General features: G+C 69.4%; 28 protein-coding genes and 1 pseudogene. 9 read left to right on the top strand and 20 right to left on the bottom strand.

The annotated features are described in order from the left end of the window. Positions 1–64: 64 nt before the first annotated feature. The 4 genes from WFJ17_RS17775 (at position 65) to WFJ17_RS17760 (ending at position 4,382) form a co-directional block, all read left to right on the top strand. Entirely contained in the window at positions 65–967 is a 903-nt protein-coding gene (locus tag WFJ17_RS17775) for an AbiTii domain-containing protein (RefSeq protein ID WP_336649152.1), read from the top strand. Positions 968–1,111: 144 nt separating this feature from the next. Then, complete coding sequence (locus WFJ17_RS17770) at positions 1,112–2,731, top strand: ATP-dependent nuclease (protein WP_336649097.1); 1,620 nt, start codon at positions 1,112–1,114, stop codon at positions 2,729–2,731. After that, on the top strand, positions 2,728–3,180 hold the full coding sequence (locus WFJ17_RS17765; RefSeq protein WP_336649096.1) for a UvrD-helicase domain-containing protein: 453 nt from the start codon (positions 2,728–2,730) through the stop codon (positions 3,178–3,180). The genes WFJ17_RS17770 and WFJ17_RS17765 overlap by 4 nt, the downstream gene beginning before the upstream one ends. Continuing rightward, positions 3,174–4,382, top strand: coding sequence for a UvrD-helicase domain-containing protein (locus tag WFJ17_RS17760; protein WP_336649095.1), 1,209 nt, complete (start codon positions 3,174–3,176; stop codon positions 4,380–4,382). The genes WFJ17_RS17765 and WFJ17_RS17760 overlap by 7 nt, the downstream gene beginning before the upstream one ends. 52 nt (positions 4,383–4,434) lie before the next feature. On the opposite strand, the gene WFJ17_RS17755 is transcribed toward WFJ17_RS17760, so the two are convergent. The 9 genes from WFJ17_RS17755 to WFJ17_RS17715 all read right to left on the bottom strand — a co-directional run bounded on the left by WFJ17_RS17755 (position 4,435) and on the right by WFJ17_RS17715 (position 10,351). Then, the gene (locus WFJ17_RS17755; RefSeq protein WP_336649094.1) at positions 4,435–4,902 is read right to left on the bottom strand and encodes a hypothetical protein; all 468 of its coding nucleotides are present in this window, start codon (positions 4,900–4,902) and stop codon (positions 4,435–4,437) included. Then, the gene (locus tag WFJ17_RS17750; RefSeq protein ID WP_336649093.1) at positions 4,899–6,056 is read right to left on the bottom strand and encodes a hypothetical protein; all 1,158 of its coding nucleotides are present in this window, start codon (positions 6,054–6,056) and stop codon (positions 4,899–4,901) included. The genes WFJ17_RS17755 and WFJ17_RS17750 overlap by 4 nt, the downstream gene beginning before the upstream one ends. A gap of 94 nt (positions 6,057–6,150) precedes the next feature. Next, the gene (locus WFJ17_RS17745; RefSeq protein WP_336649092.1) at positions 6,151–6,837 is read right to left on the bottom strand and encodes a magnesium chelatase domain-containing protein; all 687 of its coding nucleotides are present in this window, start codon (positions 6,835–6,837) and stop codon (positions 6,151–6,153) included. Continuing rightward, a complete protein-coding gene (locus WFJ17_RS17740) occupies positions 6,834–7,196 on the bottom strand; it encodes a YraN family protein (RefSeq protein WP_292888463.1) in 363 nt (120 codons plus the stop codon). Before WFJ17_RS17740 ends, WFJ17_RS17745 begins: the two co-directional genes overlap by 4 nt. A gap of 173 nt (positions 7,197–7,369) precedes the next feature. Continuing rightward, positions 7,370–7,696, bottom strand: a complete 327-nt coding sequence (locus WFJ17_RS17735; protein ID WP_045252131.1) for a DUF2469 family protein — start codon at positions 7,694–7,696, stop codon at positions 7,370–7,372. A 45-nt stretch (positions 7,697–7,741) separates the two neighbouring features. Further along, on the bottom strand, positions 7,742–8,401 hold the full coding sequence (locus tag WFJ17_RS17730) for a ribonuclease HII (protein ID WP_251440579.1): 660 nt from the start codon (positions 8,399–8,401) through the stop codon (positions 7,742–7,744). Next, positions 8,382–9,164 (bottom strand): signal peptidase I, encoded by a 783-nt coding sequence (gene lepB / locus WFJ17_RS17725; protein ID WP_292888458.1) that lies wholly within the window; start codon positions 9,162–9,164, stop codon positions 8,382–8,384. The genes WFJ17_RS17730 and lepB overlap by 20 nt, the downstream gene beginning before the upstream one ends. A 119-nt stretch (positions 9,165–9,283) precedes the next feature. Further along, positions 9,284–9,634: a 50S ribosomal protein L19 gene (rplS, locus tag WFJ17_RS17720; RefSeq protein ID WP_251440594.1), complete on the bottom strand. Its 351-nt coding sequence runs from the start codon at positions 9,632–9,634 to the stop codon at positions 9,284–9,286. A gap of 189 nt (positions 9,635–9,823) precedes the next feature. Next, the gene (locus WFJ17_RS17715; protein ID WP_251440608.1) at positions 9,824–10,351 is read right to left on the bottom strand and encodes an MFS transporter permease; all 528 of its coding nucleotides are present in this window, start codon (positions 10,349–10,351) and stop codon (positions 9,824–9,826) included. A gap of 103 nt (positions 10,352–10,454) precedes the next feature. On the opposite strand from WFJ17_RS17715, the gene map reads away from it, so the two are divergent. Further along, entirely contained in the window at positions 10,455–11,237 is a 783-nt protein-coding gene (map, locus tag WFJ17_RS17710; RefSeq protein ID WP_251440624.1) for a type I methionyl aminopeptidase, read from the top strand. 6 nt (positions 11,238–11,243) lie between these two features. Here the strand turns inward: map and WFJ17_RS17705 are convergent, their stop codons facing one another. Beyond that, a complete protein-coding gene (locus WFJ17_RS17705; protein WP_336649091.1) occupies positions 11,244–11,981 on the bottom strand; it encodes a class I SAM-dependent methyltransferase in 738 nt (245 codons plus the stop codon). Between the two features lie 129 nt (positions 11,982–12,110). On the opposite strand from WFJ17_RS17705, the gene WFJ17_RS17700 reads away from it, so the two are divergent. Both WFJ17_RS17700 and WFJ17_RS17695 read left to right on the top strand, forming a co-directional pair. Continuing rightward, positions 12,111–12,704: a histidine phosphatase family protein gene (locus WFJ17_RS17700; RefSeq protein ID WP_251440630.1), complete on the top strand. Its 594-nt coding sequence runs from the start codon at positions 12,111–12,113 to the stop codon at positions 12,702–12,704. Positions 12,705–12,783: 79 nt separating this feature from the next. Then, entirely contained in the window at positions 12,784–13,308 is a 525-nt protein-coding gene (locus WFJ17_RS17695) for a DUF4190 domain-containing protein (RefSeq protein ID WP_336649090.1), read from the top strand. Positions 13,309–13,344: 36 nt separating this feature from the next. On the opposite strand, the gene trmD is transcribed toward WFJ17_RS17695, so the two are convergent. Genes trmD through rpsP form a run of 4 tightly spaced genes read right to left on the bottom strand, consistent with a single transcriptional unit; the run spans position 13,345 to position 15,333 of the window. Further along, complete coding sequence (gene trmD / locus WFJ17_RS17690) at positions 13,345–14,073, bottom strand: tRNA (guanosine(37)-N1)-methyltransferase TrmD (RefSeq protein ID WP_251440640.1); 729 nt, start codon at positions 14,071–14,073, stop codon at positions 13,345–13,347. Beyond that, positions 14,063–14,662 (bottom strand): ribosome maturation factor RimM, encoded by a 600-nt coding sequence (gene rimM, locus WFJ17_RS17685; RefSeq protein WP_336649089.1) that lies wholly within the window; start codon positions 14,660–14,662, stop codon positions 14,063–14,065. The genes trmD and rimM overlap by 11 nt, the downstream gene beginning before the upstream one ends. A 2-nt stretch (positions 14,663–14,664) precedes the next feature. Further along, positions 14,665–14,895 (bottom strand): RNA-binding protein, encoded by a 231-nt coding sequence (locus tag WFJ17_RS17680; protein ID WP_251440658.1) that lies wholly within the window; start codon positions 14,893–14,895, stop codon positions 14,665–14,667. 6 nt (positions 14,896–14,901) lie between these two features. Then, a complete protein-coding gene (gene rpsP / locus WFJ17_RS17675) occupies positions 14,902–15,333 on the bottom strand; it encodes a 30S ribosomal protein S16 (protein ID WP_233309342.1) in 432 nt (143 codons plus the stop codon). A gap of 363 nt (positions 15,334–15,696) precedes the next feature. On the opposite strand from rpsP, the gene WFJ17_RS17670 reads away from it, so the two are divergent. After that, positions 15,697–16,881 carry a metal-dependent hydrolase family protein gene (locus WFJ17_RS17670; protein ID WP_336649088.1) on the top strand — a complete coding sequence of 395 codons (1,185 nt, stop codon included), beginning with the start codon at positions 15,697–15,699 and terminating at the stop codon, positions 16,879–16,881. A gap of 246 nt (positions 16,882–17,127) precedes the next feature. Then, positions 17,128–17,214: pseudogene (locus WFJ17_RS17665) on the top strand (heat shock protein transcriptional repressor HspR); the annotation flags it as partial. Between the two features lie 5 nt (positions 17,215–17,219). Here the strand turns inward: WFJ17_RS17665 and WFJ17_RS17660 are convergent. The 6 genes from WFJ17_RS17660 to WFJ17_RS17635 all read right to left on the bottom strand — a co-directional run bounded on the left by WFJ17_RS17660 (position 17,220) and on the right by WFJ17_RS17635 (position 23,634). Then, positions 17,220–18,698, bottom strand: coding sequence for an aldehyde dehydrogenase (NADP(+)) (locus WFJ17_RS17660; RefSeq protein ID WP_336649087.1), 1,479 nt, complete (start codon positions 18,696–18,698; stop codon positions 17,220–17,222). Positions 18,699–18,706: 8 nt separating this feature from the next. Continuing rightward, positions 18,707–19,708 (bottom strand): proline racemase family protein, encoded by a 1,002-nt coding sequence (locus WFJ17_RS17655; RefSeq protein ID WP_251440667.1) that lies wholly within the window; start codon positions 19,706–19,708, stop codon positions 18,707–18,709. Next, a complete protein-coding gene (locus tag WFJ17_RS17650; RefSeq protein WP_251440671.1) occupies positions 19,708–20,640 on the bottom strand; it encodes a dihydrodipicolinate synthase family protein in 933 nt (310 codons plus the stop codon). Before WFJ17_RS17650 ends, WFJ17_RS17655 begins: the two co-directional genes overlap by 1 nt. A gap of 176 nt (positions 20,641–20,816) precedes the next feature. Further along, a complete protein-coding gene (locus WFJ17_RS17645; protein ID WP_336649086.1) occupies positions 20,817–22,175 on the bottom strand; it encodes an FAD-dependent oxidoreductase in 1,359 nt (452 codons plus the stop codon). After that, positions 22,172–22,417 carry a (2Fe-2S)-binding protein gene (locus tag WFJ17_RS17640; protein ID WP_295034400.1) on the bottom strand — a complete coding sequence of 82 codons (246 nt, stop codon included), beginning with the start codon at positions 22,415–22,417 and terminating at the stop codon, positions 22,172–22,174. The genes WFJ17_RS17645 and WFJ17_RS17640 overlap by 4 nt, the downstream gene beginning before the upstream one ends. Continuing rightward, complete coding sequence (locus WFJ17_RS17635; protein ID WP_336649085.1) at positions 22,414–23,634, bottom strand: NAD(P)/FAD-dependent oxidoreductase; 1,221 nt, start codon at positions 23,632–23,634, stop codon at positions 22,414–22,416. Before WFJ17_RS17635 ends, WFJ17_RS17640 begins: the two co-directional genes overlap by 4 nt. Between the last annotated feature and the right edge of the window lie 106 nt (positions 23,635–23,740).

The raw sequence follows: 23,740 nt of genomic DNA, 5'->3' as shown, positions 1-23,740 counted from the left end.
CTGAGCGTCTCCGCATGATTGCGTTGACGCACGCCGTGTCGGGCGTCATCAAGTCGGGGGCGTGATGTCGCTGCTGGATGATCTGATCGCTCAGGCCTCGGATGGAGAAGCATCGGCGATGCTCCGGAAACTGATGATCGTCGCGCACCGCCTCGAGGCCGCACCGCTACTGATGTGGGCCAAGCAGGAACTGAACGGCTACGAGGACGACGACAGTCTTCCTTCATACCGGGGTCCGATGGCGGTGCAAGTTCGCGCGCAGATCGTCGGTCCCGGCGGCGCTCAGGGTACGAACTATCTCACGTCGCACGGGATTCCGGATGGCTTCGATGGTTTATTCAAGGCGGCCTTCTCCGAGCCGCTTGCGGGCATTGAGAGCTTGAGCCGCTCTGACGAGGGCATCCACATCCCTTGGGATCCAGTGGCGGTCGGATTCTACAACAAGTGGATCGATGAGCGACGGGTGCCGTTCATCCCGCTGTGGGGTGTGTACAGCGCTTCGAAGACCGTGTCCTCCTCCGTTCTGCAGAGCATCGTTGACGTCGTGCGCACGAAGGCGCTGGAACTGGCGCTGGATCTCCAGTCGGCGTTCCCCGATGCGGGTGAGGTTGGCGGCCCCACGATGCAAGATCCCGCTGTGCGGTCGACGGTCATGCACATCACCAACAACATCTACGGGCCCGTGAACGGGCTCGCCCAAGGGCACGTAGTGCGCCCGAAGGTCGTCATCAGACAAGGTGACCTGGTCGGGGCGCTGACGGCGGCGCGGGCGTTCCTGACCGACAGCAGCATCGTCACCTTGTCCCAAGTTCTCGCCACGGACGGTAGCGACGATGAGAAGCGAGGGAAGCTCGATCAGCTGATCGCGGGAATCAAGTCCGGTGCGATCGCGATCGCGGGTGGCGTCGCTACCGATCTCGCCGCGGAGGGCGTGATCGACTTGGTACGTCAGTTCTTCGGATGGTGAAGCCATTCGCGGCCCGATCGCACTTTCTCGACGCCGATTGAATTGGTGATTCGTGCGCTCAACCCACGGATTCGAGTCGGGTCTGAGTACATCACAAGCGGGGCGCGACTTCGGTCGGCCGTACAACAGGGGGACGAGGCGCTGATGCGGCTATCCAGAGTTGAGATCCGTAATCACAGTCGGATCGACGATCTTGATGTCGAGGTCCGTCGGCATGCCGTCATCGTCGGGGCGAACGACGTGGGGAAGTCGTCGCTCCTGCGCATGCTGAATCTGGCTGTCAGCTCCACTACCAGCGCCCTCTATCAGACGCTCGGCCGAGAGGACCTCCGAGACGTCGAGAATCCCCTCGTCGTCAACGTCTGGTGGTCCGGCTTCACTCAGGAGAATCGACGCCCCTTCCCGTCGGAGATCACTATTGAACCGGATCTTGTGAGCGAACACCTCTGGATGCAGATGATCGTCGAGACCGATCCTGATGATGATGAGGCGATCACCGTTCGTCGCTGGTTCCCGGAAAGCGGTCATGAACGCGCACCCAATCGCAACCAACTGGACGAGTTCGGCTGGCGTTACCTCCGAGCAAATCGGGGCTCGTCGATGATGGAGGGGGCGCACAGCCCGGTGCGAACGCTGCTCGCCGCCGCGGACCTCGGGTCGAACGAAGAAGCCCTGAAGACGCTGCTGACCCAGTTCAACGAACAGCTGTCCGGAAACGAGTCCGTCGCTGATCTCCTGGATCGCGTCGCGAAGCACCTCAGCCGCGCGATGCCGCGCGCGGTGACCCGAGAGGACTTCGCGGTACGGAGCACGACGGATCCGAAGAGCGACGTACTCCAGGACGTGTCGATCTTCCTCAATCGCGGAGATGCCCAGGTACCACTCATGGAGCAGTCCGACGGCGCCCGTCAGTTGATGTCGATGACGCTCTTCGATTTGGCCGAGGGCTCTGCCAACGTCCTAGCGATCGATGAGCCGGAGTTGCATCTGCACCCAACCAGCCAGCGGACGGCCGCAGATCTCCTCAGCGGCGAAGGCAATCAGAAGATCATCGTCACCCATTCCCCGTACATCCTGCACCGCTTCGAGCCCTCCGAAGTCATCGCGGTCGATCGGCACGGGGTGTGCCACCAGATCAAGGACACCCAGCTGTCCAAGATTGAGAAGGTGCGCGCGCACTGGTGGTCTCCGCGACTATTGGAAGCGCTCACTGCGCGTTTCGTGATCGTAGTTGAGGGAGCCGCAGACCGAATTGTCGTCGAGGCCGTCGCCGGAGTTCTCGGCATCGACCTCGACCGCCTCGGCGCTGTCGTGCTCGAGCTCGACGGCGCCTACAAGTTCAAGAACATCTTCCCGCTCCTCGGGCCAGACGGCTTCGGGCCGACGATGCTCGGTTTGGTCGACCAAGCCGAGAGCGGAGCATGGGTGAATGCGTTCGGCGGGAAACGCGACACGGTGGTCGACCAGAAGGTCTTCATCTCAGAGACCGACCTCGAAGACGAGTACACCCGTGCGCTCGGCGGCCCGTCAGCGGCGAGGGCCCTTATCGACGGCGACTTCTGTCAACAAGACGGCATCATGAACGCTGCGAAGGCCGCTTCCCTCGATGAGCTCGATCCCGGAACCGTCGCGAAGTTCTGCCGGGACCGCGGAAAGGTGGAGGCCGCCACCTGCATCGCCGAAGTCCTCACCCCGGAAAGCGCGGAGAAGATCGGCAGCGTGTCACGGCTGCTGTACGTGCTTGACGAGCTGAGCAGATCGTGACAGGGCTCCTGCTGAGCGACGAGCAGCGCACCGCCGCTCTGTCCGAGCGGGCGCACGTACTGATCATCGCGCCGCCCGGCTGCGGCAAGACCGAGGTCCTCGCGCACCGGGCTGCGCATCAGATCGATCTGCTCGAGAAGAACCAACGAGTACTCGCACTCACCTTCACCAAGCGGGCGCGATCGAACCTCGAGGAGCGGCTGCGGTCCGTCGTCGGGCATGCGCAAGCCCGCCGACACGTCCTCGCTCGCAACCTTCATGGATTCGCCACTGAGGTTGTGCTCGCCCACGGTCGCACTATCGGCCTCGACATGGACAGCCTGGCACTGCCGAAGACCAGCACCGTGCGGAAAGCGATGGAGGCTGCCGGAGGAGGTAACGCGATCTACGACGCGGAGCGCATGCTCAGCGAGATCAAACGCAGCCCCGCACCGACAGCGACGTGCTGACGGCGATTCTCGCTCAGCTGACCGGACCGGCGCGCAACTTGGCCGAGAACGTCGAACGCGCCCGCCAGGATGCGAATCAGCTCCACTACGACGACGTCCTGCGCCATGCGCAGCGTCTGCTCCTCATACCCGCGGTCGCACGCCTTTACCAAGCTCACTTTGGCGCCGTGCTGGTGGACGAGTTCCAAGATCTTTCAATGCAGCAGCTCGACCTCGCGCTGCTCAGCTGCACGGCCCGACGGACCTTCGCGGGTGATCCTCTCCAGGGCATCTACTCCTGGGCAGGAGCAGCGCCCGCCGAGGTGGAGTCATCGGTGCGACTGAGCTGTGGGGAACCGATCCGATTGCACGAGTCATACCGGTCTTCCCCCAAGGTCCTCGAAACCGTCAACTCGATCAGCGAGCGTATGGACCCCGAGTCGAGCCTGGTCGCCGCCGACCCTGACCGGTGGGCCGGCGGCGGATGCTCGGCCTCGCTTGCATTCCGCGACTTCGCCAGTGAGGCTGAGGCCTTGGCGACACTGGCAGGGCTCATCATGCGACAGAACCCGAGTGTGTCGATCGGAATCATCAGCCGAGCCGCGTGGCGCCGCACAGAGATCGACAAAGCCTTCGGAGGCGAGCAAGATTTCAGCGTCCGTCGATGGGATCTCGCGATCGATGACCCGACTATCGTCACGCTCATCCAGTCGACTGTCGCAGCCCTTCCGCCGGCAACCAGCATCGAGGACGCCCAACGCGCCGTGCTCGCGGCGGTCGATCCCGCCGACATCGACACGCGCGAACTGATCGACGACGCGTTCGACACCTTGTCGCACAGCGATGCGAGCACCGCGCGAGAAGCCGTCCGGTCGATCCGAGTCTCGGATCCGAAACAGCACGTCGGCCCTGGTGTCCATCTCCTCAACGCCCACACCGGCAAAGGGCAGCAATTCGACTGGGTGATCGTGATCGGCGTAGAGGAAGGTCACCTCCCAGGAAAGCGAAACACCCAGGGCGACGCGCTCGTCGAGGAGCAGCGCATCCTGCTCGTGATGCTCTCCCGCGCGCGCCACGGGCTGATCGTCACCCGAGCACGCCAGTCAGACGGATGGTACGGGCCTCGTCCGATCACCGAGAGCCGGTGGTGGCCCGAAATCCAGACGGAGCTCTCGTCGCTGGACGAACTCGAGGGACAAATCAGCGCGCACCCGAGCAGCTGAGCGCCTCGGGCGCGCGCGACGGGGAGCGGGAAGCAATACGCGTTTCGAGGATCTACGCGAACAGCTCGCCGTCCTGGGTGGTTGCTTCCGTCGGTATCTCGCCCCGACCCATCGCGCACATGTGGAGGCGCGCCCGCAGCTCTTTTCGGTCCGGCCGGCTGAGCCCGCGGAAGTCGACGAAGCAGTGCCCGGGCGCCCGCTTGCCGCTGTGCGGCGGTGGGCATGCCGAGTCGTCCACGACGTAACGGCCGGCCACGATCACCTCGCCGACGGTGACACCCCAGACGCCCTGCGATGGACTCGACGCGTTCCGGGTGTGCCAGTCGCGTGCCTCCTGCGGCGACACGACACTCGACCGGGCATAGGAGGGCATGTCGTTGTCGGACGAGTTCGGGCCGAACGCCGTGGATGCAATCTTGCCGTCGTCGACGAGCATGTGGGGGGCGATCTGGCGGTAGATCAGTTCCTCGGCGGTGCTGACGAGTTGCTCCCCCTCACGCAGCGTGACGTCGGCGATCATGCGCGGATCGCCTCCGCGAACGCGATCGCCTTCGCGACGTCGTTCGTTTCGGAGTGTTCGCCGGACTGCTGCCCTTGCAGGAGTACGAACAGCTCGAAGCCGCCATCGGCGAGGATCTCGATGCTGCGGATCCCGGCAGGACTCGACCATTCGATCAGCACCCCGCCCTCATCGGTCGGGAACACCCCAGGGGCCTGGAGCTGCGCACGATCAACGCCCTGAAGAAGCTTCTGTGCAGCGTCGAGCGCGGTTGCGGAGATCTGCAGCGCGCTGCCACCGTCCCAACCCGCGCGTAACGCGGTGAACTCGCGCAGGCGTGCGCCCCACGCGGTGTCATCGAACTCGACCTGCTCGACGGACGACGTCTCCCAGAACCGGAAGAGCTTGGTGCCGCGGGTCTGGAGGTCACCGGTGATGCGAGTCAACGGGCCTTCGGCAGTCGAGTTGACGAGCTTGCGGAAGTCCTCGAGAAGACCGGGCAGGTTCTTGTAGAAGCCATGCACTTCCTCTCCATCAGCGAGCGTGAGGGTGAACCTCATCCGGTCCGCGTCGAGCGCAGTCACCCGTCCGACCAGACTCTCCTCTGCCACTTCGAGGCCGGGCTTCTGCTCGCTCGGCGCGGGCTCAACGAGGAAGTCCTCGATGCCGGACAGCCGTACGACCGCGTCCTTGTGCGTCTCGATGGTGATCGACACTGGTGACGAGTCCGTGCCGTCGGGATAGAACTCGATGCTCTGCCCCTCGACAAGCGTCGACCCGATGCTTGCGACCACCTCCCGGAACTCCACGTCCTGCTTCGTCGTCAACGACGGCAGGTCCGGAATCGGTGCATCAGAGTAGGCGGCGACGATAATCGCGTCAGCGGCGTCCTGCGCCTCGACCTGATACTCGACGTACACCTGGTGCTGTTCGAACGCGAGGAAGACGTCTGCACTGCCCTTGTCGATGCGCTCGATCGTCAAGCTCACTGATTCGCTGAAGTCATCCGGGAGCTGCTCGCCGGGATGCGCCTGCAACCACTCCGCCTCAGCAGCGATCCGGACAACCTGCTGATACTTCTGCAGTTCCGCGAGCGAGTCCACAGGTAGACGACCGGCCTCGAAACGGGCACCGGTGAGGCGCACACGCTTCAGCCCAGGCTCCCGCTCCTCCATCCGGCCATGCTATCGGGAGGCCCGGACGCCATGAAACACGACATCGAATGCCCGCCAACGCCCGTAATACCGGCTCAATCCACCACATGCTCGCTTAAGAGTTCATACCCGGTGGGCCGGAGAGCAGAAGGTGGTGCCCCCCGGCCGCCGCCACGACCAGCGCGGCCACGGCATCGTCCTGCCCGATCACGTCGGCGAGCTCGAGAGCGGGCGCACTCGTCTGGGGAGTGGCGGCGGACAGCACCGGCTCCGGCTCCCCCAGCTCCGGGACATCCGCTCCGTGCAGGAGGGCCACCTGCGCGAGGCTGACCGCCGCGTGCACCTCCATCCCGGGCACGAGACGCGCCTCCGCCTCGTTCGCGAACGGGACCACGGTCCGCTCGAACCCGGCCTCGCGCGCGGCGTGCAATGCGGGGAGCACACCCGGGACCGGCCGCAGCCTGCCGTCGAGCCCCAGCTCGCCCAGATGCACGGTGCGCGCGAGGGACACCGGATCGAGGACGCCCCCGGTGCCGAGAGCGGCGATGGCGATCGCCACGTCGAACGCCGAGCCGTGCTTGGGCAGACTGGCCGGTGACAGGTTCACCGTGAGCTTGCGGCGCGGCAGGTCGAGTCCGCTGTTCCTGCAGGCGTTGTGCACGCGCCGCGCCGCCTCTCCGAGCGCACGGTCCCCCAGGCCGATCAGGTCGAACCCCGGTGTCTGCTGCGACAGATCGGCCTCCACGTCGACCATGTGCCCGTTCAGGCCGGTCAGCGCGACCGCCCAGGTGCGCGCGGTCACCGCAGATCCTGCAGGTGCTCGAGCGCCCCGTGGGCCGGATCCGCGCCGACGATGCCGATCGCCTCGAGTCGCAGGACGGCCCCGGGAGCCGTCGCCGGATGCGCGCGCACCCAGAGCTGCGCGAGTCGCCAGAGGCGTCGGCGCTTCGGGCGGTCGATGGCCTCGAACGGGTGCCCGTAATCGAGCGTCCGCCGTGTCTTCACCTCGACGAAGGCGAGCGCGTCCCGATGGTGCGCGACGATGTCGAGCTCACCCTGCTCGCATCGCCAGTTCCGGTCGAGGATCGCGTATCCGCGCCCGATCAGGTACGCGACGGCGCGGTCTTCGCCCGCGCGTCCGAGTTCGTCCTTGGCTGCCATGATGGACAGCCTGATCGAGCGCGCAGCTCCTCGGCGCCCTGATCCCGCAACCGGTGGGAAAGTCCGCAAGAGGTCGACCTGTGGAGGACATCACCCTCTCGGTCGGCACCGCCGATCGGCGAGCGTCCCGCCCCGCCACCGCGGGCGAGAAGACTCGGCGGGCGCCTCCTGCGTCACTCGCCGTCGAGCGACAGCTCCTGCGGGAGCTCGAACTCGCGGCGGGACAGCTCCTCGACGTTGACGTCCTTGAAGGTCAGCACCCGCACCGACTTGACGAAGCGATCGGCCCGGTAGATGTCCCACACCCAGACGTCGTTCATCGCGACCTCGAAGTAGAAGTCGTGCTCGGTGTCGCGGCGGACCACGTTGACCTCGTTCGCGAGGTAGAAGCGACGCTCGGTCTCGACCACGTACTGGAACTGCAGGACCACATCGCGGTACTCGCGGTACAGGGCGAGCTCCAGCTCGCGGTCGTAATCGTCGAAGGCGTCGTCATCCATGATCCCTCCATCCTACGAGAGGCCGCCGCATCCCGAACGCGCGGCTCAGAACAGCGTCGGCGCGTCTGCGATGGCCCAGGAGGAGCGGTGGTGGCGGGTGAGCCCGCCACGCCGGATGGCGTCACGGTGCTCGATGCTGGCGTACCCCTTGTTGCGCTCCCACTGGTAGTCGGGGAACTCCCCCGCCAGCTGAACCATGAGCGCGTCGCGCGCGACCTTCGCCAGCACCGACGCCGCCGAGACGGACGCGCAGTCCCGGTCGGCCTTGACGATCGAACGCACGGTCAGCGCACCGGGGTGCACCGCCGACACGTAGTCGTGGTTGCCGTCGAGGATCACGAGCCCGGCCGCGGGATCCCAGACGTCTCCGCAGGCAGCGATGATCGCTCGCGACGCGGCGAGGCCGAGGGCGCGCATGATGCCCACATCGTCGATCTCCGCGTTCGACGCCCAGCCCACCGCGCTCGCGGGCGCCCACGCGCCGGCCCGCGCCGCGACCTCGGGGCGCCGCTTCTCCGGGACGAGCTTGGAGTCGCGCAGCCCCTGAGGAACCCGCCGTCGCGCTGCGGCCGCGTCCACGACCGTGGCGCCCACGGCGACCGGGCCGGCCAGGGCGCCGCGTCCGACCTCGTCGAGGGCGATCACGTGCGTGTGCTCGCGCAGCAGCCGCCGCTCGAGCACCAGGCTAGGCTCGGCGACCGCCACGGCGGCGCCCCTGCGGTTTCGGATTCGAGACCCCGTTGAACACGGCGTAGTGCCCGTCGACCAGGCCGAACCTGTCGAAGGGCCAGGTGATCAGGAACGCCCGTCCGACGATGTTGTCCATCGGCACGAAGCCGCCGCCGGGCTGATCCTGGTGATACCGGGAGTCCTCGGAGCGGGTGCGGTTGTCGCCGAGCACCCAGATGGCGTTCTTCGGAACCGTGACGTCGAACGGGATGCTGGACGCCCGATCGTCGCCCACCCCCTGCTTGAGATACGAGGACTCGTCGATCGGCGCGCCGTTGACGGTGAGCTGGCCCAGGGAGTTGCAGCACACCACGTGGTCTCCCGGCAGTCCGATCAGGCGTTTGACGAGATGGTCATCCGAATCGGGTGCGGCGATGCCGATGAGCGTCAGGAACCATTCCCCCGCCTCGAGCAGGGGGGATCGGGGCGGGACCTGCGGCGCGGGCGGAAGCCAGCCTCCCGGATCCTTGAACACGACGACGTCGCCGCGGTGGTAGCCGTTCCAATGCGGCGTGATCTCGTCGACCAGGATGCGGTCCTTGACGAGGAGCGTGTTCTCCATCGATCCCGAGGGGATGTAGAAGCTGCGGACCACGAACGTCTTGACGAGGAAGGACACGAGCACGGCGATGAGTAGGATCACCACGATGTCGCGGAGGAAGACGACCCAGCCGCGTCTGCGCGGCGCCGCCGGCTCCCGCACTGCGTCGACGGGTCCGGCCGCGATCTCTTCCGTCATGCGTCATCCTTCACGGCTCGGGCCGTCGGACGACGGCGCCCTCCAGCTTCTCATGCCCGGTCACGAAGAAGCGCCCCGGGACGCGTGTCCCGGGGCGCTTCTTCTCACACGGAGAGGGATCAGCGCGCGTCGCGCTTCTCCTTGATCTTCGCCTTCTTGCCGCGCAGGCTGCGCAGGTAGTAGAGCTTCGCGCGGCGCACGTCACCGCGGGTGACGACCTCGATGTGGTCGATCACCGGGGAGTGCACCGGGAAGGTGCGCTCGACGCCCACCTGGAAGCTGATCTTGCGGACCGTGAAGGTCTCGCGCACGCTGTCGCCCGAGCGGCCGATGACGACGCCCTGGAAGACCTGGATACGGGAGCGGCTGCCCTCGATGATGTTGACGTGCACCTTGACGGTGTCGCCGGGGAAGAACTCGGGGATGTCGGAGCGGAGCGAAGCCGCGTCGACGACGTCGAGGATCTGCATGATCGTCTCTCTCTGCACTCGCCTCAGGTCGCATGCATGTAGGAAGGGATGAAGGTGTGGTGTGTGCCGAACGGAGCGCTGAGCGTCCGCGGGCTCCCCTGAGGCAGAACCGGGTCACGGCACAAGGAACAATTCTGCCATGGATCCGGGTCCGCGCCAAAACCGGACGCGGCGCAGGACCCGACGGCGTCAGCGCTCCGGACGGTCCCCGTCGGACTGCCCCGTCTCGGTGATGACGATGACGTCGCCGTTCCGGCTCGCCCGCTCCCGCACGGGGCCGCTCGGATCCCCGTAGACGGGGGGACGCATCGCGTCGCCGTCGATCACGAAACCCGCCCTTCCGCGCTCCGCCACATCCTTCCAGAGCTGCCAGAGCGTCGACCAGAACAGGCCGAGGAAGGCGACGATCGTGCCGGTGAGGAGCCAGCCGAAGGCGCTCTCGGGGAAGAACCCGAGCGCGATCGTGAGGCCGTGCCACACGGTGAAGCCCAGGACATCGCGCCAGGAGACGGCGCGCTCCGCACGCACGGTCGGGCGAGCGCGCACGAGCAGCCCGAGCGCCACCTCGCCGACGAGCACGGACGGCAGCGCGATGAACAGCACCCAGAGGAACGCCCACCCCCCGGCGTGGAACACGCCCCAGCCGATGAAGAGCCACAGCGGCAGCACGAGGGCGGCCGGGAACAGCCAGGAGAAGAAAGCGCGCCGGATCCACATACCGCGATGGTACGTCGGGGGCGCCGGCCCGGATCCGGGCGTTCGCTGTGAGCGTCGGCCCGCAGAGAGGTAGGAGAGAATGGACAGGACGAGAGGACTGGGAATGATCGAACTGCGCACCCCCGCCGAGATCGAGGAGATGCGGGCGGCCGGACGCTTCGTGGCGGAGACGCTGGCGACGCTGCGCGCCGAGACCAAGGTGGGCACGAACCTGCTCTCGATCGATCGGCGCGCGCACGACATGATCCGCAAGGCCGGTGCCGAGTCCTGCTACATCGACTACCACCCCTCGTTCGGCGCCAGCCCGTTCGGGAAGGTCATCTGCACGTCAGTGAACGACGCGGTGCTGCACGGTCTGCCGCACGACTACACGCTGCGCGACGGCGATCTCGTCTCCCTCGACTTCGCGGTCTCCGTCGACGGCTGGGTCGCCGATTCCGCGGTCTCCTTCGTGGTGGGCACCCCGCGCGACGAGGACCTGCGCCTCATCGACACCACCGAGCGCGCACTGGACGCCGCGATCGCGGCGGCCGTGGTCGGCAACCGCATCGGCGACATCTCGGCCGCGATCGCCGGCGTCGCGCACGGCGAGGGCTACTCGATCAACACCGACTTCGGCGGGCACGGCGTGGGCCGCATCATGCACGGAGACCCGCACGTGCCCAACGACGGCCGCCCCGGACGCGGGTTCCCGCTCCGCGCGGGCCTGGTGATGGCCCTGGAGCCGTGGTTCCTCGCCACGACCGATGAGCTCGTGACCGATCCGGACGGCTGGACGCTGCGCAGCGCGGACGGCTCGCGAGGCTCCCATTCCGAGCACACCGTGGCGATCACCGAGGACGGCCCCCTCATCCTCACCGACCGCTCCTTCCTCGGCGTCGACTGACGCCGTTCACACCGCCCGGTACACGTACACGTCCGTGACCTGCGGCAGCTCGAAGGCGTCGCGCCCGGCCGTCTCGGGGTCCTCATCGAGGATGCGCTCGACCCGCGCGACCATGCCCGCGCGCACGTCGTCGTCGGCGGCGAGCAAAGAGCTGACGGTCAGCCAGCGGGCCACGTAGTCGGCACGGGTGATCGTCTCGCGCCAGGAGACCTGCGTGAACCTCGGCGGCGCGAAGCCCGGCAGCAGCTCCTTCGTGACGTCGTCTCCCGAGAGCCCGCCGCTGAGCGCCGGGTGCGCGACCCGCGTGCAGGCGCGATCCCAGCTGCACGACGGATCGGAGTGGTTCCAGACCAGGCCCAGCACGCCATCCGCGGTCAGCACCCGTCGGATCTCGGCACTGGCGGCCTCCCGGTCGAACCAGTGGAACGCCTGCGCGACGGTCACCACCTCGACGCTCCCATCAGGGACCGGGATCCGTTCCGCAGATCCGTCGAGGGCCTCAACCTCCGGCAAGCGGCGCCGGAGCACGTCGAGCATGGCGCGGGACGGCTCGACGGCGATCACCCGTTCCGCGAGTGCGGTCAGCAGAGCCGTGAACTTGCCGGTCCCCGCACCGAGATCGAGGATGGTCCGCACCGGGACGGGGACGATCTCATCCGCGGTCGCCGCGGGGAAGCCGGGCCGCCTCCGGTCGTACTCCTCGCCGATGGTGCGGAACGATTCGGCCAGACGGTGATCCACCATGCCGCCGACGCTACCGCGTACGGCCGGAGAAGCGCCGTCGCCCGGCGCCGGAAGGAAGGCGCGGGGCATGCCGCTCGGCGGTGGCACGCGCTGCCACCCTGCGGAGCCGAGGTGTGCCATTCTGTGGACATGTCCCGACACGACCTGCGGATGCCGGAGCGCCTGTTCCTGGCACGGCACGGCCAGACGGCGTGGAACCACGAGCATCGGCTGCAGGGGCGGCTCGACTCGCCTCTGACCGACGCCGGCATCGGGCATGCGCGCGAGATCGCCCACCGGCTCGAGGGCGCCGGCGTCGGCATCGTCTGCACCAGTCCCCTCGGGCGTGCCCGCCGGACGGCGGAGATCGTCGCGGAGCACCTCGGTGCAGAGATCGTCGTGGTGGACGAACTCGCCGAGGTCGATCACGGCTCCTTCGCGGGCCGCACCTGGGCCGAGCTCGAGGAGGCGTACCCGGGCGTGCGCGCCCTGCGGTCGGAGAATCGGTACGGCTGGGCCTTCCCCGGCGGCGAGAGCTATGCATCGGCCCGGCCGCGGGCTCTGCGCGCCCTCGAGGAGTGCGCGTGGGCCGGCACCGGCACCCCGCTGCTCGTCACGCACGAGATGATCGGCCGGCTTCTGCGCGGGGCGATGCGCGGATACGGCCACGGGGACACGCTCGCGCTCCGGCACCCGCACGGCATCGTCCTCGAGGTCTCTCGGGCATCCGAGCGCGTGCTGTGACCCGAGACCCCTGTCCCGCGTGCCGTCGGCGCTCTAGGATCTGTGCTGTCCGTTCCATCGCGATGAAGGAGAGAGCGTCATGACGTACCCCGAGCAGCCCGGCCAGCCCTCTCCGCAGGGCGGGCAACCTCCGCAGTACCCCGCCGCCCCGGTGCCGCCGGCCGGACCGGTGCCCCCGGCCGGACCGGGATACGCCCCCGCTCCGGCGCAGGGCGGCTATCCGGCCCAGAACGGCTACCCGACGCCGCTGCCCAACGCCGCTCCGGATCCGTACGGCGGGCAGGTCCCCGCGTATCCCGCAAGCCAGGGCCCCTACGCGGCCCCGGTCCCCGGCAAGGGTCTTGCGATCGCCGGACTCATCCTCGCGTTCCTGCTCCCGCTCGTCGGGTTCATCATCAGCCTCGTCGCCCGCGCCAAGCTCAAGAAGGCGAATGCGCCGACCGGCCTGGCCGTCGCCGGCATCATCATCGGGGCGGTGCTCACGGTGCTCGCGATCATCGGCATGATCATCGGCGGCATCGCGATCGCGAACGTCGTGTCGATGTGCGCGCAGCTCGGCCCGGGAACGTGGCAGGTCGGCGGGGTCACCTACACCTGCGGCTGACGACGGTCGGCGACCACGCCCGGAGGCGGGACGGAGTCAGTCCTCGTCGCCCGGGAGCAGATCGGGCCGGCGACGCCGGGTCCGCTCCCACTGCTGCTCGCGTCGCCAGGCGGCGATGGCGCCGTGGTTGCCGCTCAGCAGGATCGGCGGCACCTCCCGGTCACGCCACACCGACGGCTTCGTGTACGAGGGGTACTCGAGGAGGCCGTCCTCGTGCGACTCCTCGACCAGGCTTTCGGGGTTGCCGACCACACCGGGGATGAGCCGGCCGATGGCCTCGATCATCGCCATGACGGCGACCTCTCCCCCGTTCAGCACGTAGTCGCCCAGGCTGATCAGCCGCACCTCGCCGAGGGTCGCGGCTTCTTCGAAGACCCGTTCGTCGATGCCCTCGTAGCGGCCGCAGCCGAAGATGAGGTGCTCCCGATCGGCGAGCTCGCGCGCGGTCGTCTGATGGAAGACCTCGCCGGCCGGCGACGGGAAGATGATGGTGGGGCGGGCATCGGCGGAACCGGCCGACGAAGCCGTACCCCTGGACGCAGCCGTGAGGTCGTCGAGCGCGAGGCCCCAGGGTTCCGGCTTCATGACCATGCCGGCTCCGCCGCCGTAGGGCGTGTCATCGACCGTGCGGTGCCGATCGCCGGTCCAGTCGCGCAGATCGTGGACGTTCAGGTCCAGGATGCCGTTGCCCTGCGCCTTGCCGAGCAGGGAGAGGGTCAGCCCGTCGAAGTACGACGGGAAGATCGAGACGACGTCAATCCGCACCGGGAGCGTCCTGCTCGGCGGCATCGTCTTCGGCGAGCTCTTCGAAGAGCCCGGCCGGAGGGGTCACGACGATCCTGCCCCCGGGGATGTCCACCGTCGGCACGATCGCCGAGACGAACGGCACCATGATCTCGGATCCGGTCCCCGTCGCGGGCCGCACGATGAGCAGGTCCTGTGCGGGGAGGTGGTCGACTCGGATCACACGGCCGACGACGACATCGTCGCGGACGACGTCCAGCCCGGTGAGCTGGTGGTCGTACCAGGCGTCGTCCTCGGGCTCTTCTGCGTCGTCCTGGTCGATCCAGAGGATCGCCTTCACCAGGCCCTCGGCCGCGGTGCGATCGTCGACGCCCTCGAAGAACACGACGGAGCTGCCGTTCATCATGCGGTGCTCACGGACGGTGATGGACTTGCCGTGCCACGGAGATGCCTCGGGCACCTGCAACGTGAACTCGGCTCCGGGCACGAAGCGCCCGGCGGGGTCGTCGGTGTAGAGCTCCAGCTTGAGTGCGCCCTTGAGCCCGTGCGCCTTGACGAGGCGCCCCACGCGCAGCTGGTTGCGTCCGGAGGGGCGATCGGTGACGGCCACGCTCAGTCGTCCGCGACGTCGACGCGAACGCGACGTCCGTCCGCGAGCGCGGTGATCAGCGTCCGGAGGGCCTTGGCGGTGCGGCCGCCGCGCCCGATCACGCGACCCCTGTCGTCGGGGTGCACATGCACCTCGAGGACGTCGCCGCGGGGCGACGAGGTGGCGGTGACGGTCACGTCGTCCGGGTGATCGACGATCCCCGAGACGATGTGCTCGAGCGCGGCAGCCAGCACGACGGATTACTCCGCGTCGGCCGCAGCGTCGGCTGCGTCCTCGGCGGGGGTCTCGACGGGAGCCTCCTCGGCGGGAGTCTCCTTCTTCTCGACCTTGGGCTTGATGACCGACTTCTTGGAAGAGTCGGCCTCGAAGGCGACCTTCTCGCCGGCGACCTTGAGGGTGGACTTCGCGTCCTTGTCACCCTTGAAGATGCCCCAGTCGCCCGTGATCTTGAGGATGGCGGCGACCTGCTCGGTCGGCTGCGCGCCGACGGACAGCCAGTACTGCGCCCGCTCGGAGTCGACCTCGATGAACGAGGGCTCCTCGGTGGGGTGGTACTTGCCGATCTCCTCGATCACACGACCGTCGCGCTTGGTGCGCGAGTCGGCGACGACGATGCGGTAGTAGGGCGCACGGATCTTGCCCAGGCGCTTGAGACGGATCTTGACAGCCACGATTCTCCTGAATGGTGTGGAAGGAAGACGAACTGATCACCGACCGCGTGGGGTGCACATCCGGTGGAAGCTCTGAGGGTGGATCACGGCCGGATAGAGGGTCGAGCGGCGATCCAGCTATCCATTCTGCCAGATCCCGGGCGAACCCGCGAAACCGCCCCCGGCCCGTGTCGCTCCGGGCAGGGCCCTTCCATGTACTGCATGACATATTACAGATAGGGTCGGGGCATGACCGATGTGATCGGATCTGGCGGTCGGCCGCACGAGCCGTCTCCGCTTCGATCCTCCGCCCGACCGGATGGGCACCGCGCCGCGTGATGCGCACCCGCACCACGCACCCTCACCACGAACACAAGGAGCCCCATGCGCACCGGATCCCTCAGCATCCTCGGCGCCGCCGTCTGGGACGGCGAACGCTTCACCGACCGCGACGTGCACATCGTCGACGGGGTCGTCGCCGATCGCCCGCTCGGCGATCCGGTCTCCATCGACGGACGCGGCCGATCGCTCATCCCCGGCCTGATCGACGCGCACTTCCACGCCTACGCGACCAGCCAGGACGGGCTGGAGGACGAACGGGGCCCCCTCAGCTACGCGGCCATCAACGGCACCCGCCGGCTCCGCGCGGCCCTGCACCGCGGCTTCACGACGGTGCGCGACGTCGCCGGCGGCGACATCGGCCTCGCCCGCGCCGTGGACGGGGACCTGTTCGACTCGCCGCGCTATCTGTTCACCGGGCCGGCGCTGAGCCAGACCGGCGGCCACGGCGATCCGCGTTCGGCGCACGTCGACATCTGCTTCGCGCACGGTCACCTCAGCGAGATCGTGGACGGGGTGGATCCGCTGCGGATCGCCGTGCGCAACCGTCTGCGGACGGGAGCGCACGCGATCAAGGTCATGGCGTCCGGAGGCGTGTTCTCGCTGACGGATCCGATCCGGGTGCCGCAGTACTCGGATGAGGAACTGCGCGCGGTCGTCGAGGAGGCCACCCGCCGCGGCTCCTATGTCGCGGCGCATGCGTACTCCTCCGAGGCCGTGCTGCACGCGATCACCAACGGGGTCCGCTCGATCGAGCACGGCAACCTCATCGACGCGACGACCGCCGGTCGCATGGCGGACGCCGGCGCGTTCCTCGTGCCGACCCTCGCCGCCTACGACGCCATGGACAGGCGCGGCGCGGGGATCGGCCTGAACGCGATCTCCCTGGCCAAGAACGCCGAGGTGCTCTCGCAGGGACAGGAGGCCGTGGCTCTCGCGCTCGCCGCCGGCGTGCAGGTGGGCTTCGGCACCGACCTCATGGGCGAGCTGGAGGACGACCAGCTCTGCGGAGTGCGTCTGCAGATCGAGGCGAGCGACGCGGCGACGACGCTGCGGTCGATGACCACGGTCAATGCGGCGCTCATCCGCGATCCGCGCGCCGGGCATCTCGGCGTCGGCGCCCACGGCGACGCCGTGCTGCTGTCCGCCGATCCGATCTCCGACCCCTCGGCGCTCTGGGAGCAGGACGCCCGCGTCGCCGTGGTGCGCGGCGGCATCGTGTTCGACTGAGTCCCGGCACGGAGAGCCCCCGTCCGGCGAGGACGGGGCGCACGCAGTAAGGAACCGGCGGAGAACCCGCGCGCCGAGCTTCTGGCGAAGGCGCGGGCGTGATGAGCGCCTCCGCTCGGGCCCGCTCCGTGCCGAGAACGGGCGAACTGACCGAGATCAGGTGGATCCCTGTGGATTCTCCTGATCTCGGTCAGTCGACCTTGTGCCGGTAGAGCCGAAACGCGGTGCGCCATGGGCGATGAGCGCATGAGCGCCGACACCCCGATCTTCGCGATCGCGGTCGCCGCCGAACTGGCCGGCATGCACCCACAGACCCTCCGCCAGTACGGACGGCGTGCTCAGCGCGAGAGGGCTCCCCACTCGGTGGAACGGCCTGCAGCGCTGCGGTGCTGCGGCACGCGCCACGGATTGTCGTCCCGCAGCGGTGGAGGAAGCAGCTCCTGAGGCGCGTTCTGATAGGCCACGCCGCGCAGGAACCGGGTGATTCCCGCGGTGCCGACGCTGGTCGCATCGGTCGTCGTCGCCGGATACGGCCCGCCGTGCTGCATCGCCGGAGTGACGGAGACCCCGGTGGGCCAGCCGCCGAACAGCACCCGGCCGCTCGTCTCGGCGAGGGCGTCGACGAGCGCATCCAGGGAGCCGTCCGTCAGCTCCCCCGGGCGCGCGTGCACGGTGGAGGTGAGGTTGCCCGGGAACAGCTCGCGATGCACCGCAGGCAGATCCGCGACGCCCTCGTAGCGCACGATCACCGACAACGGCCCGAAGGACTCCTCGAGCAGTTCGTCGCGGTGGGTGCGGAGCGTGTCCAGGTCCACCGCCACGACCGTCGGCGTCGCGTGCCGCTGACCGTCCTCGTCCTCGCGGATCCCCCCGGCCGCCAGCACCGTGGCGCCGTCCGCGGCGAGCACCGCGGCACGGCGTCCCTCGAACGCGCGGCCGATGCCCGGGTTCAGCAGCCGGTGCTCGGCGACGAGGTCGGCCGCGGGTGAGACCGCGGAGAGGTCGGCGTCCGCGGGCACGAAGAGGAAGCCGGGCTTGGTGCACAGCTGCCCCGCGGAACCCGCGACGGAGGCGACGAAACCCTGCAGCAGCGTCTCGTCGACGTACGTGGCGTACACCGGGTTCACACTGCCGAGCTCGCCGAAGAACGGGATGGGACGAGGCCGCGCGGCGGCGATGTCGGCGAGCAGGCGGCCGACGTGCGTGGAGCCCGTGAACGCGCCGGCGCGGATCCGCTCGTCCTGCAGCAGCTCGACGCCGTTCTGCTGCCCCTCGATGAGCTGGAAGACCCCGCGCGGCATGCCGGCGGACTCGAGCGCCTCTGCGACGATCGCCGCGGTCCGCCGGGACAGCTCCGGGTGTCCCGAGTGCGCCTTCACGATGACCGGGCACCCCGCGGCCAGCGCCGCCGCCGAGTCCCCGCCGGCGACCGAGAACGCGAACGGGAAGTTCGACGCGGCGAAGTTCAGCACGGGCCCGACCGGTTCGAGCACGCGACGCACATCGGGTCGCGGGCCGATCGCGTAGTCGGGATCCGCGTCGTCGATCCGCACGTCCAGGTAGGCGCCACAGACGATGGTGTCGGCGAAGAGCCGCAGCTGCCCCGTGGTGCGTCGCACCTCGCCGGTCAGGCGCGGCTCGGTGAGTCCGGTCTCCCTCATCGCGATGGCGACGAGTTCGGCGGCGTGGGCATCGAGTGCGTCGGCCGCGGCCACGAGAGCTGCGGCGCGCTCGCGCGGAGAGGTGGCCGCATACGGCCCGGCGGCGCCCGCGGCGCGTGCCGCGGTCTCGGACACGGCGATCGTGCTGTCGGTCATCTGTCCTCCTAGAAGACGAAGCCCTCGGGGAACGGATCGTTCTCGTCGAGCATGTACTGGGCTGTGCCGGTGATCCAGGCGCGCCCGGTGATCGTCGGGATGACGGCGGGGCGTCCGCCGACGGTCGTCTCGCCGATCAGCCGTCCGGTGAACTCCGTGCCGATGAAGGACTCGTTCACGAACGGGGCGTCCAGCGCGAGCTCGCCGCGCGCGTGCAGCTCGGCCATCCGCGCGCTCGTACCCGTCCCGCAGGGCGAGCGATCGAACATGCCGGGGTGGATGGCCATCGCGTGCCGTGACCGCACCGCGTCCGATCCCGGCGCGATGAACTCGACGTGGTGCACGTGGTCCGTGCCGTCGATCTCCGGGTGGTGCGGGGGCCGCTGCGCGTTGATCGCGTCCATGATCGACAGGCCGCAGCGGAGGATCTCGTCCTTGTGCGCGCGATCGAACGGCAGGCCGACGTCGTCGAGCGAGACGAGCGCGTAGAAGTTGCCGCCGAAGGCGACCGAGTATCCGATCTCGCCGTAGCCGGGCACGTCGATCCGCTCGTCCAGCCGTTCCACCCAGCTGGGCACGTTCTCGATGGTGACGGCGGTCGCCCGGCCGTTCTCGACCGCGACGCGTGCGATCACCAGCCCTGCGGGCACGTCGAGCCGGATCTCCGTGACGGGTTCGGTGACCTCGACCATCCCGGTCTCGACCAGGACGGTGGCGACCCCGATCGTGCCGTGCCCGCACATCGCGAGGAACCCCGAGGACTCGATGAAGACCACACCCCAGTCGGCGTCCTCGCGGGCCGGCGGCTGCAGCAGCGCACCGGACATCGCCGCATGCCCGCGCGGCTCGTTCATGAGGAGGCGGCGGAGACCGTCGAGATGCTCGATCGCGTGGATCCGCCGCTCCCCCATGGTCTCGCCGGGGATGCGCCCCACTCCTCCGGTGATGACCCGCACCGGCATGCCCTCGGTGTGCGCGTCCACCGCGTGCAGGATGCGGCTCGTGCGCATCAGGCGACCACCGCGCGGCGGGCGGCGAGGGCAGCGAGAGCCCGCTCGGTGTCGGCGGTCACCTGCGCGTGCTGCTCCGCGCTCAGCGGGCCGCGCGGCGGCCGCGTGGGGCCGCCGTAGGAGTTGCCGCAGATGTCCATGGAAAGCTTGATCGCCTGCACGAACTCGGTACGCGAATCCCAGCGGAACACCGCGACGAGCTGCTCGTACAGCGACCTCGCCTGGTGCCATTCGCCGTCCCTGCAGAGGTTGTAGAGCTCCACCGCCTCGCGCGGGAAGGCGTTCGGGTACCCCGCGAACCAGCCGACCGCTCCGTTGACCATGAGTTCGAAGAGCACGTCGTCGGCGCCCGCGATGATGTCGATGTCGCAGAGCTCCTTGATCTCGTAGACGCGTCGCACGTCGCCGGAGAACTCCTTGATCGCGACGACCTCGGGGATGTCGGCGAGCTTGGCGACCAGCGACGGCACCAGATCGACCTTGGTGTCGTAAGGGTTGTTGTACGCCATGATCGGCAGACCCGCCTTCGCGACCTCGGCGAAGTGCGCGACCACCTCGCCCTCGTTGGCGCGGTAGAGGGTCGGCGGCAGCAGCAGCACACCGTCCGCACCGTCCTCCCGGGCGAGCTCCGCCCACTTCCGCGCCTGGTGGCTCCCCACGCCGTGCACACCGGCGATGACGATGCCCCGCCCGTCGACCGCGTCGACCGCGACCTGGATGACCTTGCGCCGCTCCTCGTCGGTGAGCGACGAGTACTCCCCGAGCGAGCCGTTCGGGCCGACGCCCCGGCAGCCGTTCGACATGAGGAAGTCGACGTGCTCGCCGAACCTGTCGTAGTCCACGGCGAGCCCCGCCGGGGCCGCGGCGTCCTCGGTGAAGGCCAGCGTCGTGGCGACGACGACGCCCCCGAGATCCATGGTCTGCTCAGTCATTGCGTTGTCCGTGCTCTCTGCTCGTGGCCGCTCAGGGCCGATTCTCGTCCAGGATCCGGGAACCGTTCCGGCTGTCGCCGTGACGTCCGACCGGAAGTCGCACCGAGGACGACTTCGTCCTCGGTAATACGTAACATATCACCCACTACTTGCCGATATCAAGGGGCGGGGCCCCGTCAGGCCCCGCTCTCGGGCCGGATCGCAGCGAGCTCGCCGACGCGGACCGAACCGAGCACGGGGCGCCGATCGAACCCCACCGTCTCGCCGACGATCTCCTCCACGCTGCGTCCGCAGGTGCGCCCCTGGCAGGCGCCGAGCCCGACCCGCGTCGCCAGACGCACGGCGCGCGACGACGCGCCGGCGAACCCGTCGAGCGCGCTCCTGCGCACCGACTCGCACCGGCAGACGACGGTCTGCGCATCCAGCCAGCCGGTCCAGCCTGCCCCGATCCGATGGGTCGCCAGCCTGCCGGCGAATGCGCGCATCCGGCGACGCTCGGCGAGCGGGCGGCGGTACCGGAGATCGGCGGGGGCGACGCCCGCCGCCGCGAGCCCCGCGACCGCACCCTCGGCGAGAGCCGCATCGGCACCGCCGATGCCGGTGATCTCGCCGGCCGCGTACACGCCGACCGCGCTCGTCTCCTGCTGCAAACCGACCCGCACGAAACGGTCGGGCGCGATCTCGCAGCCCGCCTGGATCGCCGCCTCGAGCCGGGGCGTGAAGCCGTGACCGAGCGCGACCGAGTCGCACTCCACGGTGCGCGCCGTGCCCTCCACCGGGCGCCAGTCGGCGTCGATCCGCTGCACCGTGACGGCCTCGACGGCGGAGCCGCCGTGGATGCGGGTGACCGCCGCGCCGAATCGGTACGGCGTGCGCCGCGCCGCGAGGGATCCGAGATAGGAGGCGAGCTCCCCCGCCTTCGCCGCGGCGGCCGCGAGCTCCCAGGGACGGCGCCCCCAGCCCCTCAGCACGGCGCCGGGTGCCGCCGCCTCCACGATCTCGGCGACCACGCCGCCGACGAGGCCGATGCTCTGCGCCACGGGCAGCAGGAAAGGGCCGGCGCCCGCCACGACGGTGCGGGATCCGAGCCGTGCGCCGTCCCGCTTGGCGAGCGCCTGCGCCGCGCCCGCCGAGGCGACCCCGGGAAGCGTCCAGCCCGGCACCGGCAGCACCCGGTCGTGGGCACCCGTGGCGATCACGAGGGCGTCGGCCTCGATCGTCTCGCCCCGCCGCTGCGCGGCATCCGCGGGGCCGACGAGGACGTGCACGCGCACGGGTGCCCCGGGCTCGATCCGCCACACCACGGCCGAGGAGACGACCCTGGCTGCCACGATCTCGTCCTGCAGTCGACGGAACCGGCCGGTCTGGTGCTGCAGACGCGGATCCGTGAGCTCCGGATGATGGCGCCAGAACTGCCCGCCGATGCGCTCGCCCTCGTCCAGCAGGGTGACCTCCGCCCCCGCGGAGAGGGCCGCAGCGGCGGCCGAGAGACCGGCGGGCCCCGCACCGATCACGACCACGCGTCGCGACGTCATGCCCGGACCTCCCGCTCGACGACGTCGCCGTCGCACGCCGCGCGCTGGCAGGCGCGCACGCCCTCGACGCCGTTGACCGTGAGCACGCAGTCCTGGCAGATGCCCATCCCGCAGAAGATGCCGCGCTCCTGACCCGCCGTGGTGCGCCAGGTGCGTCGCCCCGCGCCGAGCAGGACGCCCGCGATCGTCTGCCCGTCCCGTCCCTCCAGGTCGACCCCGTCGACCGTGATCCGCACGCTCATGCCGCGACCCCCTTCCCGTGCCGCGCACCCGGCTGCGCACCCCGGCCGTCGGCGCCCCGGCCGTCCGCCCCCTGCAGCGTCGCCCGCGCGGGCAGGAAGGGCGTCGGGTCCAGAGGCGCCGTCGTGCCGAGCAGGGCGTGGGCGATGAGGGCGCCCGTCGTCGGGGCCAGGCCTATGCCCGCCCCCTCGTGGCCGGCCGCATGGAACAGCCCGGCGACCGTGGCGTCCGCGCCGATCGCGGGGAGGTGGTCCGGCGCATACGGCCGGAACCCGTGATAGGTCCGCAGCAGCATGGTGTCGCGCAGGAAGGGGAACACGCGCTGCGCCTTCGCCGCGATCTCCGACAACGGGGCGAGCAGGCCCTCGTCGGAGAAGCCGACGCGCTCGCGACTGGATCCGATGAGCACCGTGCCCGACGGCGTCGACTCGACGACGGTGGACGTCTGCAGCGCCGCGTCCCCGGATCCGACGGCGCCGACGTAGTCCGCGTCGTAGACCTTGTGGAAAACCCGCTGCGGCATCGCCGCGGTGACCAGGATGGTGCCGCGGCGCGGCCGGATGTCCAGGATGCTGCCGAACAGCGCCGCCGCCTCACCCGACCAGGGACCCGCGCAGTTCACGACGGCGTCTGCCTCGATCGCGCCGGCGCGGGTGCGCACCCCTGAAGCACGGCCGGCCACGACGACGCCGGCGACGACCTCGTCGACCACCAGGCGGGCGCCGAGGTGCACGGCGCGCGCCAGCATGGCCTGCGTCGCGAGACTCGGCTGGACCTGCGCGTCGTCCGGGTAGTGCATCCCGAACGCGATCTCGGGGCTGAGGTGCGGCTCCGCTTCGCAAAGTGCCCGCGCATCGAGCGCGTCGGAGCGGATGCCGATGGCGCGCTGCGAGAGGGCGAAGGATCCCAGCGCCTCGGCGCCGGCGCCGAACGCGACGACGATGCCGCCCTTCGCCTCGAACTCCGTCGCCGGCTGGCCGGGCACCCGCTCGGCGTCGAGCCGTTCCGCGAGCGTCCGCCATGCTCGGTTCGCCTCGATCGCCAGCTCCGCCTCGGGTCCTGGCTCCTTGTCCGAGACCAGGATGTTGCCCTCGCACCGGCTCGAGGTCTCCCCCGCCACCCCTGCGCGATCGATGACGACCACCTCGGCGCCCGCTTCGGCCAGGGCCAGCGTGCACGCCGCGCCGATGGCTCCGGCGCCGATCACGACGACCTTCATCCGCGCTTCCTCCCCGCTGCGGAGCGGAGCACGGACCCCGGCGTCCGGGGTGACATCTTCGTCCTCATCCGTCGCGTCGCCGAGCAGGACGGAGGTGCGATGAGCG

Origin of the sequence: Microbacterium sp. MMO-10 (genome assembly GCF_037148715.1) — a bacterium.
Taxonomy (GTDB): domain Bacteria; phylum Actinomycetota; class Actinomycetes; order Actinomycetales; family Microbacteriaceae; genus Microbacterium.
Note: the sequence above shows the minus strand (reverse complement) of the source record. Positions and strands in the feature narration are given on the sequence as shown.